The 15,970-nt window shown below is 36.2% G+C and carries 16 protein-coding genes; 12 read left to right on the top strand and 4 right to left on the bottom strand.

Annotation, left to right across the window (positions count from 1 at the left end):
- Positions 1-3: 3 nt before the first annotated feature.
- Positions 4-3,417, bottom strand: a complete 3,414-nt coding sequence (ileS, locus tag GOQ17_RS02450; protein ID WP_159634276.1) for an isoleucine--tRNA ligase — start codon at positions 3,415-3,417, stop codon at positions 4-6.
- A 194-nt stretch (positions 3,418-3,611) separates the two neighbouring features.
- Between ileS and GOQ17_RS02445 the strand changes: the two genes are divergently transcribed.
- The 3 genes from GOQ17_RS02445 to GOQ17_RS02435 all read left to right on the top strand — a co-directional run bounded on the left by GOQ17_RS02445 (position 3,612) and on the right by GOQ17_RS02435 (position 5,595).
- Positions 3,612-4,715: a hypothetical protein gene (locus GOQ17_RS02445; RefSeq protein WP_159634274.1), complete on the top strand. Its 1,104-nt coding sequence runs from the start codon at positions 3,612-3,614 to the stop codon at positions 4,713-4,715.
- Between the two features lie 97 nt (positions 4,716-4,812).
- Positions 4,813-5,100 (top strand): hypothetical protein, encoded by a 288-nt coding sequence (locus GOQ17_RS02440; RefSeq protein WP_159634271.1) that lies wholly within the window; start codon positions 4,813-4,815, stop codon positions 5,098-5,100.
- A gap of 3 nt (positions 5,101-5,103) precedes the next feature.
- The gene (locus GOQ17_RS02435; RefSeq protein WP_159634268.1) at positions 5,104-5,595 is read left to right on the top strand and encodes a hypothetical protein; all 492 of its coding nucleotides are present in this window, start codon (positions 5,104-5,106) and stop codon (positions 5,593-5,595) included.
- A gap of 59 nt (positions 5,596-5,654) precedes the next feature.
- On the opposite strand, the gene GOQ17_RS02430 is transcribed toward GOQ17_RS02435, so the two are convergent.
- Positions 5,655-6,008, bottom strand: coding sequence for a HesB/IscA family protein (locus GOQ17_RS02430; RefSeq protein WP_159634265.1), 354 nt, complete (start codon positions 6,006-6,008; stop codon positions 5,655-5,657).
- A 100-nt stretch (positions 6,009-6,108) separates the two neighbouring features.
- Here GOQ17_RS02430 and GOQ17_RS02425 point away from each other — a divergent pair, with 100 nt between their 5' ends.
- From GOQ17_RS02425 to purE, 9 genes are all read left to right on the top strand, one after another.
- Positions 6,109-6,636, top strand: a complete 528-nt coding sequence (locus tag GOQ17_RS02425; protein WP_159634262.1) for a DUF7935 family protein — start codon at positions 6,109-6,111, stop codon at positions 6,634-6,636.
- A gap of 162 nt (positions 6,637-6,798) precedes the next feature.
- On the top strand, positions 6,799-8,070 hold the full coding sequence (glyA, locus tag GOQ17_RS02420; protein WP_159634259.1) for a serine hydroxymethyltransferase: 1,272 nt from the start codon (positions 6,799-6,801) through the stop codon (positions 8,068-8,070).
- 262 nt (positions 8,071-8,332) lie between these two features.
- A complete protein-coding gene (locus tag GOQ17_RS02415) occupies positions 8,333-8,923 on the top strand; it encodes an RNA polymerase sigma factor (protein WP_159634256.1) in 591 nt (196 codons plus the stop codon).
- Between the two features lie 205 nt (positions 8,924-9,128).
- Positions 9,129-9,815: a zinc metallopeptidase gene (locus GOQ17_RS02410; protein ID WP_159634253.1), complete on the top strand. Its 687-nt coding sequence runs from the start codon at positions 9,129-9,131 to the stop codon at positions 9,813-9,815.
- 134 nt (positions 9,816-9,949) lie between these two features.
- A complete protein-coding gene (gene ffh / locus GOQ17_RS02405; protein WP_159634250.1) occupies positions 9,950-11,293 on the top strand; it encodes a signal recognition particle protein in 1,344 nt (447 codons plus the stop codon).
- A gap of 120 nt (positions 11,294-11,413) precedes the next feature.
- Positions 11,414-12,001 (top strand): NADH-quinone oxidoreductase subunit A, encoded by a 588-nt coding sequence (locus GOQ17_RS02400; protein ID WP_159634247.1) that lies wholly within the window; start codon positions 11,414-11,416, stop codon positions 11,999-12,001.
- Entirely contained in the window at positions 11,998-12,504 is a 507-nt protein-coding gene (locus GOQ17_RS02395) for an NADH-quinone oxidoreductase subunit B (RefSeq protein ID WP_159634244.1), read from the top strand. The genes GOQ17_RS02400 and GOQ17_RS02395 overlap by 4 nt, the downstream gene beginning before the upstream one ends.
- Positions 12,505-12,519: 15 nt before the next feature.
- Entirely contained in the window at positions 12,520-13,662 is a 1,143-nt protein-coding gene (locus GOQ17_RS02390) for a 5-(carboxyamino)imidazole ribonucleotide synthase (RefSeq protein ID WP_159634241.1), read from the top strand.
- 7 nt (positions 13,663-13,669) lie between these two features.
- Entirely contained in the window at positions 13,670-14,176 is a 507-nt protein-coding gene (gene purE, locus GOQ17_RS02385; RefSeq protein WP_159634238.1) for a 5-(carboxyamino)imidazole ribonucleotide mutase, read from the top strand.
- Between the two features lie 29 nt (positions 14,177-14,205).
- Here the strand turns inward: purE and GOQ17_RS02380 are convergent, their stop codons facing one another.
- Both GOQ17_RS02380 and frr read right to left on the bottom strand, forming a co-directional pair.
- Complete coding sequence (locus GOQ17_RS02380) at positions 14,206-15,192, bottom strand: sugar phosphate isomerase/epimerase family protein (RefSeq protein WP_159634235.1); 987 nt, start codon at positions 15,190-15,192, stop codon at positions 14,206-14,208.
- Between the two features lie 199 nt (positions 15,193-15,391).
- Complete coding sequence (gene frr, locus GOQ17_RS02375) at positions 15,392-15,955, bottom strand: ribosome recycling factor (RefSeq protein ID WP_159634232.1); 564 nt, start codon at positions 15,953-15,955, stop codon at positions 15,392-15,394.
- Between the last annotated feature and the right edge of the window lie 15 nt (positions 15,956-15,970).

The raw sequence follows: 15,970 nt of genomic DNA, 5'->3' as shown, positions 1-15,970 counted from the left end.
AATCTAATATTTTTCGATTAATACCTCAAGTTTATTTTCGTCTATTTCAATTGAATCTCCATTGTTTACAATATCCACGAAATCAATTGAATCAGCTAGTATTTCGGTGCAAATATACGATAAATTATTTTTGGCAGCTTCTTCGATCTCATTATTTCTACTTACTTGTACTTTGATCCTGTCAGTTACCTCAAAATCTTTGTCTTTACGCAGGTTTTGTAAACGATTAATAAGCTCACGAGCGATACCTTCTTGCTTTAATTCTGCTGTGATATTGATGTCTAAAGCTACTGTCAGATTGCCCAAATTAGCCACTTGCCATCCCGCTACATCTTCAGCGATGATTTCAACATCTTCTAATCCGATTGTATAGCCCGTATCTGCTAATTCTAAAGTGCCTATTTTTTCTAATGTTGTAATATCATCAGAACCAAGAGCCTGAATAGCCGTACTCACGACTTTCATATCTTTACCTACTTTCGCGCCCAAAGCTTTGAAGTTAGGTTTGATTTTTTTCTTGATAATACCAGTTGTATCAGTGATAAATTCGATGTCTTTAATATTAGTCTCCGACAAAATCAAATCCTTCACTTTCTCTACTTTCTCTTGGAAAGCAGCATCCAACACAGGAACCAATATCTTGCTCAATGGTTGACGTACATTAATTCCTACTTTTTTACGAAGTGACAAAGTCAATGAAGAAATATCTTGTGCTAAAGCCATTCTTTCTTCTAACTCTTTGTCAACTAAATCTGTATGATATACTGGGAAGTCAGCCAAATGAACTGATTCGAAGTTTTCTTTATTTGTTGCTTTGTTCAAGTCCAAATACAATTGATCTGCAAAGAATGGTGAAACTGGAGCCATTAATTTAGCAATAGTATCCAAACAAGTATATAAAGTTTGATAAGCCGAAATTTTATCTTCTGTATATTCACCTTTCCAGAAGCGACGACGACACAAACGTACGTACCAGTTACTCAAGTGCTCATCTACAAAGTTTTGAATAGCACGAGCTGCCTTAGTTGGTTCGTAATCGGCATAGAATTCGTCCACTTGTTTCGTCAACGTATTTAACAATGAGATAATCCATCTGTCGATTTCCGGACGATTTTCAAGTGCAATTTCTGGTTCAGCGTAGCTGAATTTATCAATGTTCGCGTATAAAGCGAAGAATGCGTACGTATTATATAATGTGCCGAAGAATTTACGACGAACTTCGTCCAAGCCTTCTTCGTTGAATTTCAAGTTGTCCCAAGGAGATGCATTGCTGATCATGTACCAACGAGTTGCATCGGCTGAGTACTTTTCGATTGTAGCGAATGGATCCACACCGTTTCCAAGACGTTTAGACATTTTATTACCATTTTTGTCTAATACCAAGCCATTAGAAACAACATTTTTGAAAGCTACAGAACCACGAACCATTGTCGAAATTGCGTGAAGGGTAAAGAACCAACCACGAGTTTGGTCAACACCTTCGGCGATGAAGTCAGCAGGAAATGCTGAATCGTAATCAGATTTAAATGGAAGCGGATCGCCAGCCGCTAATTTGTCGTAATCTAATCCCCATTGTGCATATGGCATCGCACCTGAATCAAACCACACGTCGATTAAGTCTGGTTCGCGGAACATTTTTTGTCCTGATTCGGATACTAATACAATATGGTCTACATAAGGACGGTGAAGGTCTAAATTATCCGAACCGAATTTGTCTAAATATTCTTTGTTAACAGCTTTTTCTTCTGCTGAAAGTACATCAGATTCCAAAGAAGCTTCTAATAATCCTTTCAGTTCTATCATTGAACCGATACAGATTTCTTCGTTCTCGTCTTCGGTTCTCCAGATTGGTAGTGGTGTTCCCCAATATCTCGAACGTGATAAGTTCCAATCAACTAGGTTTTCTAACCAGTTGCCGAAACGACCTGTACCTGTCGCTTCTGGTTTCCAATTTATAGTTTTGTTTAATTCTACCAATTGTTCTTTCACTGCCGTAGTTTTGATAAACCAGCTATCCAAAGGATAGTACAATACTGGCTTATCTGTACGCCAACAGTGTGGGTAGGTGTGTTCGTATTTCTTAACGTCGAACGCTTTGTTATCTTCTTTTAATTTGATAGCGATTAATACATCCGTCGGACGGAACTCTTTATCTGCACGCTCTTCTGCTGAATAGTATTCTTCTTTTACAAAACGACCTGCGAAGTCAGTTACTTCTTTTACAAAGCGACCTGTGCGATCAACTGTTGGGATTTCTTTACCGTTTTCATCAGTTACTAGAATAGCCGGAACACCAGCTTCTTTAGCTACTCTAAAGTCATCACCACCATAAGTAGGTGCTATATGTACGATACCTGTACCGTCTTCTGTCGTCACGAAATCACCAGGGATTATACGGAAAGCTTTTTCCAATAATTCCTCCGAAGTGATATAAGGCATCAATTGGTGGTAACGTAATCCGACCAATTCAGCACCAGTGAATTCAGCTACTTGTTCCCAAGGAACGATTTTGTCGCCTACCTTGTAATCTTGGAATGAAGCGTTTTGTCCTTCTGCTTTAAAATGTTTGCTGATTAGGTTTTTCGCCAATATAACTGAAACTGGAGAGCCAGTGTATTGGTTGAAAGTTTTGATTTTTACGTATTCGATTTTAGGACCTACAGCCAAAGCCGAGTTACTTGGTAGTGTCCAAGGCGTAGTCGTCCAAGCGATAAATGCCACATCTTCATCAGCTGATTCGACCAATGTATTTATCAACGGGTGAACTTGCGATTTGTCCAGACGGAATTCAGCGACGATAGTCGTGTCTTTCACATCTTTGTAGGTGCCCGGTTGGTTCAATTCGTGCGAACTTAAACCTGTACCCGCAGCAGGTGAATACGGTTGGATGGTGTATCCTTTGTACAAAAGACCTTTTTTGTATAGGTCCTTTAACAAAAACCACAATGTCTCGATGTATTCGTTTTGATAAGTAATGTATGGATTTTCTAAGTCAACCCAATAACCCATTTTTTCTGTTAAGTCATTCCATACGTCTGTGTATTTCATGACTTCTTTGCGACAAGCATTATTGTAATCTTCAACAGAAATTTTTGTGCCGATGTCTTCTTTGGTTATGCCCAAAGATTTCTCTACAGCCAACTCAATAGGAAGACCGTGTGTATCCCAACCACCTTTACGTTTTACTTGGTATCCTTTCAAGGTTTTATAGCGACAGAAAATATCCTTAATCGTACGAGCCATTACGTGGTGAATGCCTGGCATACCATTCGCCGAAGGCGGACCCTCATAAAAAGTGTATGGTTTGCTTGCAGGACGATTCGAAATACTCTTCGCGAAGATATCCTCCGCACCCCAACGTCTTAAAACTTCCTTGCCGATTTCCGGTAAATTTAACTGCTTATATTCCTTGTACATCACGTATTTTATATCAATTTTTCAAAGGTCGCTAATTTAACGAAATAACTTTGAAAATGGAAGGTGAAAATAGTGGTTCAAAGTGAGTGGAAATTAATATTGGTTTGTTGTTATGCATTGTTAAATATTTTTAATTAATTTTAGGTTAAATAAGTTTTTTAATTATGTTAAATAAAATAAACCTAAAGTAATAAATGAATCTTTATAAAAGTGTTTTATCTATCCTGCTGCTGTTATTTGTTGTGTTGAATAAGTCGTTGGCGCAATCATTTCCTCAAATTTATGTGCATACTGATCGTGATATCTATTTTCCTGGAGATATAGTTTGGTATAAAGTCTATGTTTTAAGAGATGGATTGTTGGATCATTCCGACCGGAATCTATATTTCGACTGGGCTGACGAGAGTGGAAAAATAATTAAATCCAGTGTAGTGCTTGTAGCAGAGGGGGGTGGTGTTGGTGATTTTGATTTGCCTATAGAATCAAAAGCTAATCATTTATTGCTAAATGTATATCCAGCACCATTAGTTGATAATCGAGAGTTGGCTTATTATAGATCTTTTGCGGTAGCTCAAAGTTCTTATACTCCTGATAGTAATGATAGTCCAGAAAACGTAGATCATATCTCAAAAAGAATAAATAGAATTATTAAGATCGATCAAAATAATCCAGATATTCTTAATGTAATACTGAATGGTGCAGATAGTAAGGAGTTGGTTATAAAAGCACGGACTAATAATGATAATTTATTTGAACAAAAAGTAATGTTGGAATCAAATAAAAAGTTGAAAATACCTATTCCAACAAATGATATTAGAAGTGGAGTTTTTCAGGTTCGAATTTACGATATGATTGATAATGAAATAGAAAGAGCATCAACATTAATTGGTTTAGATAATATTTTGTTGGAGCCTAAAGTTTCTGTTTCAAACCAAAGTTTATCTATTCAGCTTCCTCCTGAAGAAGTTGCTACATTGTCATTTTCTGTAGTCCAAGAGGTATTACCCTACGATACCGTACACAATATTTGGAATGATATTGTTTTAAAAAATAATGCTGTAGGAAAATATCCTAATACTGTAAAGGCTTCGGCCGACAAAGTGAATCAAGTGGAGTGGCGATGGGAAAATATTCCAGCGAACTTACTTGAAGTAAAACAAGAAGACATGCTGACACTGAAGGCAAAAATTGATATGAAGCCCTCCGATAAGAAAAGGTATGACAAAAGAAAGGCCGGTATTTTGTCCAGTGGATCGATAATTCGTGGCGTTTCAGTAAGTTCACAGGCAGCTAATTAAAATGATCCTAAATATGCATTATTTCCTCTGAATGATAATTTTGAAATCGTAATTCCTAATATGTCTTTTTTTTGGTGACTTGTATCTCAAGACAAGAATGGCAGATCCTGAATTGGACAAACTAAAATTTACGACTGCATATAAGTTTAAAGAGATAACTACACCAAATTCTATATATAAACCCAATTGGGAAGATTTCTCGATAAGTAAGCAATTAAAGGCAAAATGGTTGCCTATATACGATGATTATGCTTCTTATCTTGAAAATACAATAGATACAGTGACCGTAAAGGGACAAAGAAATCTTAATTTGGTGCGTAAATATGATCCAATGAATCAATATCTCAATAATGATTCTGAAATTATAGCTTTACAGGAAGATTAACGTGTGAGAAAGTATAGTGTTTCTTTTGCTGATTATTTACCGATGATTAATACAAGAAGAGGTGCTATTGGAAATTATCCTAATCGGCTGCTTTATTTTATAAATAGTAGACAGGCTACATATGAAGAGGTAAGCCGTTTATTCATGAGTAATATCGCGTATGTTCGGGTGTACCATAACTTGAGTGCTATAGGGGGACTTATTAATGATCAGAACTATTCAGATCATATAGCAGGAATTCAACTAGTTGAAATTCCCCCAGATGAATTGAAGAAATATCACGCTATTGACGAAAAAATAGAGGGTTATATAGAACCGAAAACTTTTGATCAGATTGGAAAAATGACACTCTGGTGGAGTCCTTTTTTGATTGTGAACGGAGAAACTGGAACGACCCAAATAAAGTTGCCTTTTGAACTTAAAGGTAAACGTATAAACATTCAAGGCGTTACAAATTCAGGTAAGTTGGTTTATTATAATCAAATTTTGAATTAATCATATACAAGAAAAGCACTTCAATCGAAGTGCTTTTCTTGTATGTTAAATAAAAATAATTAGGCCGAGAAACTAGATCCGCAACCGCATGTACTCGTTGCATTAGGGTTGTTGAATGTAAATCCACGTGCATCAAGACCATTCTTGAAATCTACTTCCATCCCAGCTAAATACATTCCGTGCGCTTTATTCATAAATACACGAATGCCTTCGATTTCATATTCTGAATCGCCTTCTTTCTTTTGGTCAAACCCTAGAATATAGCTCATGCCCGAACAGCCGCCGCCTTCTACACCTAGACGTAAACCGAAATCTGGACCTAACTCTTGTTGATCTATTAATTTTTTTAATTCTGCTACTGCACCACTAGTTAAAGTAACTGGCGCTGTTGCTATTATATTTTCAGTACTCATAGTAATATCCTTTCCGAATTGATTGTTAAACAAAATTACATATTTTTAGGCGTTTAAATAGAACCTTAATTTTTTTGACAATTTATAAACACATAAATATATGGAATTTGTTGAGTTGCTAAAACAATTGTTTGTAATCACATTTGGGGTGTTAGTTGCTTTAGTTTTGGCTTTCTATGTCATATGGCCTAAAGTCGAATATCTATTTCTTAAAGTAAATGATATAGGTCAGAATAAAGAATTATTAAAAAACAACCAACAACTTAAGTTTGCAGCTTACGAACGCCTGATCTTGTTTGCGCATAGAATCTCTCCATACCAAGTGATGCTACGTAATCACAATCCAAATATTTCTATAGATCAATTCAAGCAATTGTTAATTGCAGATATAGAAAATGAATATCAACATAATTTTACACAACAACTGTATGTTACGGATGCATCTTGGACAATCATAAAGGATTTGAAAGATAGTACTATTTCTTTGTTGAAAAATTCAAGTAGAGTCATAGCCTCGGATGCCTTAATCGATCAATATGTGGCTATAGTGCTCAAGCATGTGTCTGAATTGGACGTTAATCCATATGAAGCTGCGCAAGTTATTCTTAAAAAAGAGCTTTCTGCCTAATTAAATTTTACTTTTTTAAATATTTGAATCATATTAATGAGGATTTTTTTGACTCTACTTCCATTTTAAAAAGAAGTGTTAAAGAATTCATCAAAAAGATAAGATAATCGTATATTTGCGTCAAAATAAAATATTACGCATATCCACAATAATATAAGTAAAATGGAAAGAGATCAAGCCATCTTTAATCTAATCGCTGACGAGCTAAAACGCCAAGAAGAAGGTATCGAATTAATTGCTTCGGAAAACTTTGTAAGTAAACAAGTAATGGAAGCTGCAGGTTCTGTGTTAACAAACAAATATGCAGAAGGACTTCCGGGAAAACGCTACTATGGCGGTTGTGAAGTAGTTGACGAAATTGAAACTATCGCTATCGATAGAGCAAAACAATTATTTGGTGCGGAATGGGTGAACGTACAGCCTCACTCAGGTGCTCAGGCGAATGCAGCTGTATTTTTAGCTACAATCAAACCAGGTGATAAGATTTTAGGTCTTGATTTATCTCATGGTGGTCACTTGACTCACGGTTCTCCAGCAAACTTGTCTGGTAAAATTTACCAACCATTATTCTACGGTGTAAAAGAGGATACTGGTCTTATCGACTACGAATCTCTAGAAGAAACTGCATTACGCGAAAAACCAAAAATGATTATTTGTGGTGCTTCTGCGTATTCTCGTGATTGGGACTACGCACGTATTCGTAAAGTGGCAGACGAAATAGGTGCATTAGTAATGGCTGATATTTCTCATCCAGCAGGTCTTATTGCTAAAGGATTGTTGTCTGATCCTCTTCCTCATTGTCATATTGTGACTACAACTACCCACAAAACTTTACGTGGTCCTCGTGGTGGTATGATCATGGTAGGTAAAGATTTTGAAAACCCTTGGGGTATTAAAACACCTAAAGGTGAAATCCGTACTATGACACAATTGTTAGATTTAGCCGTATTCCCAGGTACACAAGGTGGTCCATTGGAACATACAATTGCAGCAAAAGCGATTGCTTATGGGGAAGCGTTGACTGATGAATACTTAGAATATGCTAAACAAGTACAAGCTAACGCGCAGACTTTAGCGAAATTCTTTATTGACCGTGATTACAAAATCATTTCGGGTGGTACAGATAATCACTTGATGTTAGTTGACTTGCGTAATAAAGATATTTCTGGTAAAGAAGCAGAGGCGGTATTAGGAAAAGCAGGTATAACTACTAATAAAAATATGGTTCCTTTTGATACACGTTCACCATTTGTAACATCAGGTGTTCGTTTTGGTACAGCTGCGATTACAACTCGTGGTGTCAAAGAAGGGGAAATGGTTCAAATCGGTGAATTAATCGACGAAGCATTACAAAATCGTAGTAACGACGCGCAGTTAAATTCTATTCACGATAAAGTGAAAGAATTAATGGCTAAGTTTCCTTTATATAATTAAGAATATTGTAATTAAATAATTTTTTGAAGCGCCAAAGTCAACTTTGGTGCTTTTTTTGTTGTTCTCATTATACAAAAACTTGGTTGTGAATAAATGTTAAATCTATATTAACCTCTTTGAATTTGTGTAGGATTTGCAGTAATTTTATACCATTGGTAAATAAGTTTTAATAAATAATTACATAAGATAAATTAAATAAACGCCTATCGAAACACGCTTACTCTAAATTTAATTTTTGCTGTAACTTAAATAGGAAATTGTTATGAAGAATTTAAATAACATGACCGATCAACAACTTATTCATCTGTACGCAAGTGGTGACGAGAATGGGCTAAAGATGTTGATAGATCGATATAAGAGTAAGATATATACCTCCATATATATGCGTGTAAAAGATGAATTTGTCGCTGAAGATATTTTTCAAGAGACCTTCATCAAGGTAATCAATACAATTAAATCTGGTGGATATAACGAAGAAGGAAAGTTTTTGCCTTGGGTAGTTCGTATTGCTTATAATATGGTTATAGATTATTTCCGTAAAGAAAAGCGTAGTCCTACAGTTGTGACTGGTGATGGGTATGATATTTTCGAGGTAATGGATTTTGCGGATGATGATGCAGAGCGTAAAATGGTGAGAAATCAGATTGATGTAGATTTGAAAAAATTAATTCAATTATTACCAGATGACCAAAAGGAAGTGCTTATAATGCGTCATTTTTGTGATATGAGCTTCAAAGACATAGCAGAGGTGACAGAAGTAAGTATCAATACAGCATTAGGTAGAATGCGATATGCATTAAGCAATTTGCGCAGATTGATCGAAGAGCACAATCTTACTTTTCAGTTCACATAGAGATAAGTTTGACTTTCGTTATATAAAAGGTTTCTTTATTTAATGTAGAGAAGCCTTTTAATTTTGTGGAATTTTTGACTGAATTTTTTATATTTGAGATTGATTTTTGTCAATATGACATGCATATATGCTGTTTGCTAGCTTTGGAATTGCATTTGATAGAGGTAAGTAAATAAATAGAAACACTAATATTATAGAAAAAGATATGGGAATTTGGGTTTTATTAATAGGTATTGGAATCATTAGTATGATTGTCCAAACAAGATTTAAGAATAAGTTTAAGAAGTATTCAGAAATGCCCCTGTCTTCGGGTCTTTCGGGTGCAGAGATTGCACAAAAAATGCTTCACGATAGTAATATATACGACGTAAAGATTATTTCGGTAGAAGGTCAATTGACAGATCATTACAATCCAGCAGATCGTACCGTAAATTTAAGTCCAGAAGTGTATCACGGACGTAGTGTCGCTGCTGCTGCGGTATCTGCGCACGAATGTGGTCACGCAATCCAACATGCTACAGCCTATTCGTGGTTGCAATTCCGTTCGTCAATGGTTCCAATGGTGAATATTGCTTCAAAAATTACATCCTTTACATTAATGATTGGGGTTATTTTGGCTTTTTCTGCTGAGAATTATTTGTTGCTACAGATAGGTGTTGCGGCATTAGCGGTCAATACAGCATTTAGTTTTGTAACTCTCCCTGTTGAGTTTGATGCATCTAAAAGAGCATTAGCTTGGTTGAACACAGCAAATATCACACATAACGTAGAAGAACATGATGGCGCGAAAGATGCGTTGAAATGGGCAGCGATGACGTATGTAATTGCAGCATTATCAGCCTTAGTTACTTTATTATACTATGCAAGTATATTGCTAGGTCGTAGAGATTAATACATTTTGTAAATAAATAATAGAAAGGGATAAATATTTTATCCCTTTTTTGGTGATTTGTGTTTTGCATGAATATCCTTTCGAAGCAATTTTGTAACTTTGTTGCTTAGCATAAGAATTTCAAAAGATTAACTATGTTTTCAAATCTTCAGGATAAATTAGACAGAGCCTTTAAGGTATTAAAAGGACAAGGAAATATTACAGAAATCAACGTCGCTGAGACGATGAAGGAAATTCGCAAGGCTTTATTGGATGCCGATGTGAATTATAAAACTGCCAAAAGCTTTACTGATGAAGTAAAACAAAAAGCGCTTGGTGAAAATGTATTGACTAGTATTTCTCCAGGTCAATTGTTGACAAAAATCATGAATGATGAGTTGACAGCTTTAATGGGTGGTACAGTAACAGATCTTGATTTATCCAAAAATCCTACTGTGATCTTAATCGCTGGTTTGAATGGTGCGGGTAAAACTACTTTCACTGGAAAATTGGCTAACTATCTAAAAGCAACTAAAGGTAAAAAGCCATTATTGGTTGCGGGAGACGTTTATCGTCCTGCGGCTATTGACCAATTGGAAGTATTAGGTGGTCAAGTAGGCGTTCCTGTATATACAGACCGTAATTCTACCGACCCTATTGCTATTGCTAAAGCAGGGATCGAAGAAGGTAAAAAAAATGGTAATAATGTAATCATCATCGATACTGCAGGTCGTCTAGCGATTGACGAAGCGTTGATGAATGAAATAACAGCTGTTAAAGAGGCTACACAACCTAACGAAATTCTTTTCGTAGTGGATTCAATGACTGGTCAAGATGCTGTGAATACGGCTAAGGCATTCAACGACCGTTTGGATTTCACGGGTGTGGTGTTGACGAAATTGGATGGTGATACACGTGGTGGTGCTGCCTTATCTATCAAATCTGTCGTGAATAAACCTATCAAGTTTATTGGTACAGGTGAGAAAATGGAAGCATTGGATGTGTTCTATCCAGATCGTATGGCTTCTCGTATCTTGGGTATGGGTGACGTGGTTTCCTTAGTGGAGCGTGCTCAGCAACAATTTGATGAGAAACAAGCGGCAGAACTTCAAAAGAAAATTCGTAAAAATAAATTTGACTTCAACGACTTCCGTTCTCAAATCCAACAAATCAAGAAAATGGGTAACATGAAAGATTTGATTGGTATGATTCCAGGAGCTGGTAAAGCGTTGAAAGATGTAGAAATCGAGGACGATGCTTTCAAACCAATCGAGGCGATTATCGATTCTATGACGCCATTTGAGCGTGAAAATCCAGATGCAATCGACCAACGTAGAAGAAATCGTATCGCTAAGGGTTCAGGTACAAATATTGATGAAGTGAATAAATTGATTAAACAATTCATGGATATGCGTAAGGTGATGAAGCAAATGTCAAATCCAGCTATGGCTGCCAAGATGATGCGCAATATGCCTAAAATGCCTGGAAAACCTTTTTAATTCAGATCTCTAATCCAAAATATTAGCAAAACCAAGTCTATTTATGACTTGGTTTTGTTTTTATAAATGATTTTTGTTGCTTAATTTTAAGGGTATAGAATTAATTGTTAATTTTGCGCTATGGATGATCACCCCACACAGTTATCTGAATACGGTTCTATTCTACTTATAGGAGTAGTTGGGATTATTTTGGTTTGTGTGACGATGTTTATGGCTAAGTTATTGGCACCAAATAAACCTAATCCTATCAAGTTAAGTACCTACGAATGTGGTGAAGAAACCACAGGCAGTTCTTGGGTACAGTTCAATCCTCGATTTTACGTTATCGCTTTAGTTTTCCTTCTTTTCGATGTGGAATTGATTTTCGTGTTTCCATGGGCTACGGTCTTTGGTCAATCTGAATTAATTGCTGCAGATGCACGTTGGGGATGGTTTACCATGGTAGAAATGGCCATCTTTTTAGGAATATTGATTCTGGGATTAGTGTATGTTTGGGTACGCGGTGATTTGAATTGGATAAAACCTAAGCATATTATTCCTAGCATTGATACGGGTATTCCGGCTAGTGCTTATGAAGCATTGAATGCAAAGCAATATGCTGTAAAGGATTACAAAGCTGTCGAAGTAATCGAGGGAAAGAAGGAAGAAGTCGGTCAACCTAAAGCATCTATGGGCTTCAAACCTAGATTTAAAAAACCAAACGTATGACAAATCTTGAGCAACAACTTAAATCAGATGGTGTCGTCGTCGCTAAGATAGATGACTTGTTGAATTGGGCTCGATTATCATCGATGTGGCCTATGAGTTTTGGTATTGCCTGCTGTGCTATCGAGATGATGGGCGCTATGGCATCGACTTATGATTTGGATCGTTTTGGGGTATTTCCACGTCCTTCGCCTAGACAATCTGATGTGATGATTATCGCAGGTACAGTGACCTTTAAAATGGCCGATCGTATCAAAAGATTATACGAACAGATGCCCGAACCACGCTATGTGATTTCGATGGGGTCTTGTTCGAACTGTGGTGGCCCATATTGGCAACATGGTTACCATGTGGTAAAAGGAGTGGACAAAATTATTCCGGTGGATGTATATGTGCAAGGTTGTCCACCGCGTCCAGAAGCTTTGATAGGTGCATTTTTAGAATTACAAAAGAAAATAGAAAGCGAACAGATCTTTCAAGATAAATATTTTGAAGAGACAGTTTAATACTTAAAATATAATATGGCAAAAGATTTTTATGGTGAGTTGCAGTTAGGTATTCTTGGTGGTGGTCAGTTAGGCCGTATGTTAATCCAAGAAGCTATCAATTACAACGTGAATGTACATGTGTTGGATCCGGACAAAAACGCGCCGTGTCGTAAACTATGTAATCATTTCGAATGTGGCTCATTAGGTGATTATGATACAGTGTACAATTTTGGTAAAAATCTAGACATGATCACGATCGAAATCGAGAAAGTAAATGTGGATGCACTTGAAGCTTTGGAAGAAGAAGGTGTTATCGTATATCCGCAGTCTCGTGTGATTCGATTGATTCAAGATAAAGGTTTGCAAAAGCAATTCTTCAAGCAAAATGATATCCCTACTTCAGCGTTTCAATTTATCTCCAATATTGATTCCTTGAAGACAGCAAATTTATCTATTCCGTATGTCCAAAAATTACGTAAAGATGGTTACGATGGTAAGGGGGTAAAAATTATTCGAACTGAGGATGATTTATCGAATGCTTTTACAGAACCATCAATAATCGAAGAGATTGTTGATTTTGAAAAAGAAATCGCAGTTATCGTAGCGCGTAATCATAAAGGAGAGGTCAAGACATTCCCTATGGTCGAAATGGAATTCAATCCAGAGGCTAATTTGGTAGAATTCTTGATTTCGCCATCGACATATAGCTTCGAAATCCAGCAAAAGGCAGAAGAATTAGCGAAGAAGATTGCTAATGATTTGCAGATAGTAGGTCTTTTGGCAGTCGAAATGTTCTTGACTAAAGATGGTCAGATATTAGTGAATGAATTGGCACCTCGTCCACATAACTCTGGGCACCAAACTATCGAAGGTAATTTCACATCACAATTTGCGCAACATATGCGCGCTATTTTTAACCTACCATTAGGTGATACAGCTGCACGTACCAATGCGGTGATGATTAATCTATTGGGTGAAGCAGGCTACGAAGGATTAGCAAAATACGAAGGTGTAGAAGAAGTATTGGCTATGGATGGAGTATATATACATCTTTATGGTAAAAAATATACTAAGCCATTCCGCAAAATGGGACATGTGTGTATTGTAAATGATGATAGAGAGTTGGCGATTAGCAATGCACGTAAAGTACAAGAAATATTAAAAGTTATTGCATAATAAATTTATGAGTTCACAAGCAGTTCAGGTAGGCATTATTATGGGAAGTAAATCAGATCTTCCTGTGATGCAAGATGCTGTCAATGTTTTAAAAGAATTAGGTGTTGGTTTTGAAGTAACTATCGTATCCGCTCACCGTACACCTCACCGCATGTTTGAGTATGCTGAAAATGCTGCTGAACGTGGATTGAAAGTGATTATCGCTGGGGCAGGAGGTGCTGCACATTTACCTGGTATGGTAGCTTCGATTACACACTTACCAGTAATTGGTGTTCCTGTGAAATCATCGAATTCTATCGATGGCTGGGATTCAGTTTTGTCAATCTTACAAATGCCAAATGGTATTCCTGTTGCGACTGTAGCGCTGAATGCTGCAAAAAATGCAGGCATATTAGCCGCACAAATTATCGGAACAAATGATACTCAAGTTGCTGACAATCTATTAGCTTTCAAAAAAGGATTAAAAGAAGCAGTCGAAGTGACGGCCTCGGATGTCGAAAGTATGAAATTTTAAATAAAAAAATGGGACCGAAGTCCCATTTTTTATTTAGCTAGAAACTTCTGAACGTAGTCGTAGCTTTTCTTAACACTTTCGAATTTATTCGGAAGATAAATATCATCTTGTTCAATATAAGCATGCACTAATCCTGATTTGTCAGCGGCTTTTACGATATTTGCAAAAGCAATGTTACCAGATCCAACTTCAGTATATTTTACTTCTTTGAATATAGAATCTAAAGGCGCTTGATCATAATCTTCGCCCACGACAGTTTTTGTAAACTGCTTATCCATATCTTTGACATGCCACATCTCAAATCTTCCAGGATATTTATCAAAGTATGTTAATGGGTTTAAACCGGCCTTTTCAATCCAATAAAGATCCAACTCAAAAGCAACTAAATCTTTTTCTGTAAAAGCTAACATGATATCCAAACCTCTAGTGTTATTTGCAAACTCACGGAACTCCCAAAAATGGTTATGATAGCCAATTTTGAGGCCGGCTTTTTTTGCTATTTCGCCTGCCTTGTTCAATTGTTCAGCAGCATATTGATAATCTTCTACTTTCAAATTATTCAAATCGTGCATCGGATTAACTGGCGCAATCACGTATTTCTGACCTAACTCTGCAGCGATTTCAATGTATTTTTCAACACTTTCTTTATCATTATTATTGCGATCCAAATATTTGCTTAAGTCATAATGACCACTAAAAGTTGACATGCCATTATCACTCAATATTTTCTTCAAATCTGGAACTTTTAATCCCCAAAAAGAATTATTAACCACATCAACTCCAAAAGTTTCGATATGTGTATACCCTATTTTTGCAACAGTTTCTAGTGTAAGCTTCGGATCTTGAGTTAGTAAATCTCTTAACGAATAGATTTGTAAACCAATATTATGTATTGGGCCTTTAACAGCTGCTGACTGATTGATAGTGGTACATGCAGAGAGTAGAGAAGAGCCAAAGTAGGCGCTAAAAGCTCCAATGCTTACTTGTTTTAAAAAATTTCTTCTTGAATTTTCCATGTTTATATGGTTGTATTGATGAGTTCTACTTAATAACAAATTGTTTAGAATAAGGTTTTTGGTATAAAGTACGCTGTGAAATACAATTTTGTCTACTCAATTAAATGTATTTCAGAATCATAAATATAATAAATATCATTGTAAAACAAAGGGTTTCCATGATATATGGAAACCCTTTGTTTCTAGAAAATATTATTACTTAAACAGTCATAATATCTTTTTCTTTCAATTCAGCTAATTGGTCAACTTTAGCGATATACGTGTCCGTTAATTTCTGAACTTCTGCTTCACCTACTTTAATCTCATCTTCAGAAGCACCGTCATTTTTCAATTTCTTGATAGACTCGTTTGCATCTTTACGAATATTACGTACAGCCACACGACCTTTTTCAGTTTCTTCTTTCGCTTTTTTAACTAAATCACGTCTTCTTTCTTCTGTAAGAGGAGGAACTACCAAACGAATAACTACACCATCATTTTGTGGGTTCAAACCAATGTTAGAATCTATAATTGCTTTTTCAATTGTACCTAACATATTTTTTTCCCATGGTTGAATAACGATAGTACGTGCATCTGTTGTATTCACGTTAGCTACTTGAGAAAGTGGCGTTGCAGAACCATAATAATCTACATGGATGCCATCCAACATACTTGGAGAAGCTTTACCAGCACGGATTTTTGTTAGTTCTGACTCGGTATGAGCAACTGCTTTATTCATTTTTTCTTTGCAGTCGTCCAATTCAATAGAAATCAGTTCGTTCATATGTTTTAATATTTT

Source organism: Sphingobacterium composti, from assembly GCF_009829075.1.
GTDB lineage: Bacteria > Bacteroidota > Bacteroidia > Sphingobacteriales > Sphingobacteriaceae > Sphingobacterium > Sphingobacterium composti.
This window is presented reverse-complemented; position numbering and strand designations above follow the sequence as displayed.

Bases quoted from the DNA above. Each gene is read 5' to 3' on its own strand.
- glyA (WP_159634259.1), top strand. From the start codon at position 6,799: ATGGAAAGAGATCAAGCCATCTTTAATCTAATCGCTGACGAGCTAAAA.
- GOQ17_RS02410 (WP_159634253.1), top strand. From the start codon at position 9,129: ATGGGAATTTGGGTTTTATTAATAGGTATTGGAATCATTAGTATGATT.
- GOQ17_RS02395 (WP_159634244.1), top strand. From the start codon at position 11,998: ATGACAAATCTTGAGCAACAACTTAAATCAGATGGTGTCGTCGTCGCT.
- GOQ17_RS02415 (WP_159634256.1), top strand. From the start codon at position 8,333: ATGAAGAATTTAAATAACATGACCGATCAACAACTTATTCATCTGTAC.
- GOQ17_RS02390 (WP_159634241.1), top strand. From the start codon at position 12,520: ATGGCAAAAGATTTTTATGGTGAGTTGCAGTTAGGTATTCTTGGTGGT.
- GOQ17_RS02400 (WP_159634247.1), top strand. From the start codon at position 11,414: ATGGATGATCACCCCACACAGTTATCTGAATACGGTTCTATTCTACTT.
- GOQ17_RS02445 (WP_159634274.1), top strand. From the start codon at position 3,612: ATGAATCTTTATAAAAGTGTTTTATCTATCCTGCTGCTGTTATTTGTT.
- GOQ17_RS02425 (WP_159634262.1), top strand. From the start codon at position 6,109: ATGGAATTTGTTGAGTTGCTAAAACAATTGTTTGTAATCACATTTGGG.
- frr (WP_159634232.1), bottom strand. From the start codon at position 15,955: ATGAACGAACTGATTTCTATTGAATTGGACGACTGCAAAGAAAAAATG.
- purE (WP_159634238.1), top strand. From the start codon at position 13,670: ATGAGTTCACAAGCAGTTCAGGTAGGCATTATTATGGGAAGTAAATCA.
- ffh (WP_159634250.1), top strand. From the start codon at position 9,950: ATGTTTTCAAATCTTCAGGATAAATTAGACAGAGCCTTTAAGGTATTA.
- GOQ17_RS02440 (WP_159634271.1), top strand. From the start codon at position 4,813: ATGGCAGATCCTGAATTGGACAAACTAAAATTTACGACTGCATATAAG.
- GOQ17_RS02430 (WP_159634265.1), bottom strand. From the start codon at position 6,008: ATGAGTACTGAAAATATAATAGCAACAGCGCCAGTTACTTTAACTAGT.
- ileS (WP_159634276.1), bottom strand. From the start codon at position 3,417: ATGTACAAGGAATATAAGCAGTTAAATTTACCGGAAATCGGCAAGGAA.
- GOQ17_RS02380 (WP_159634235.1), bottom strand. From the start codon at position 15,192: ATGGAAAATTCAAGAAGAAATTTTTTAAAACAAGTAAGCATTGGAGCT.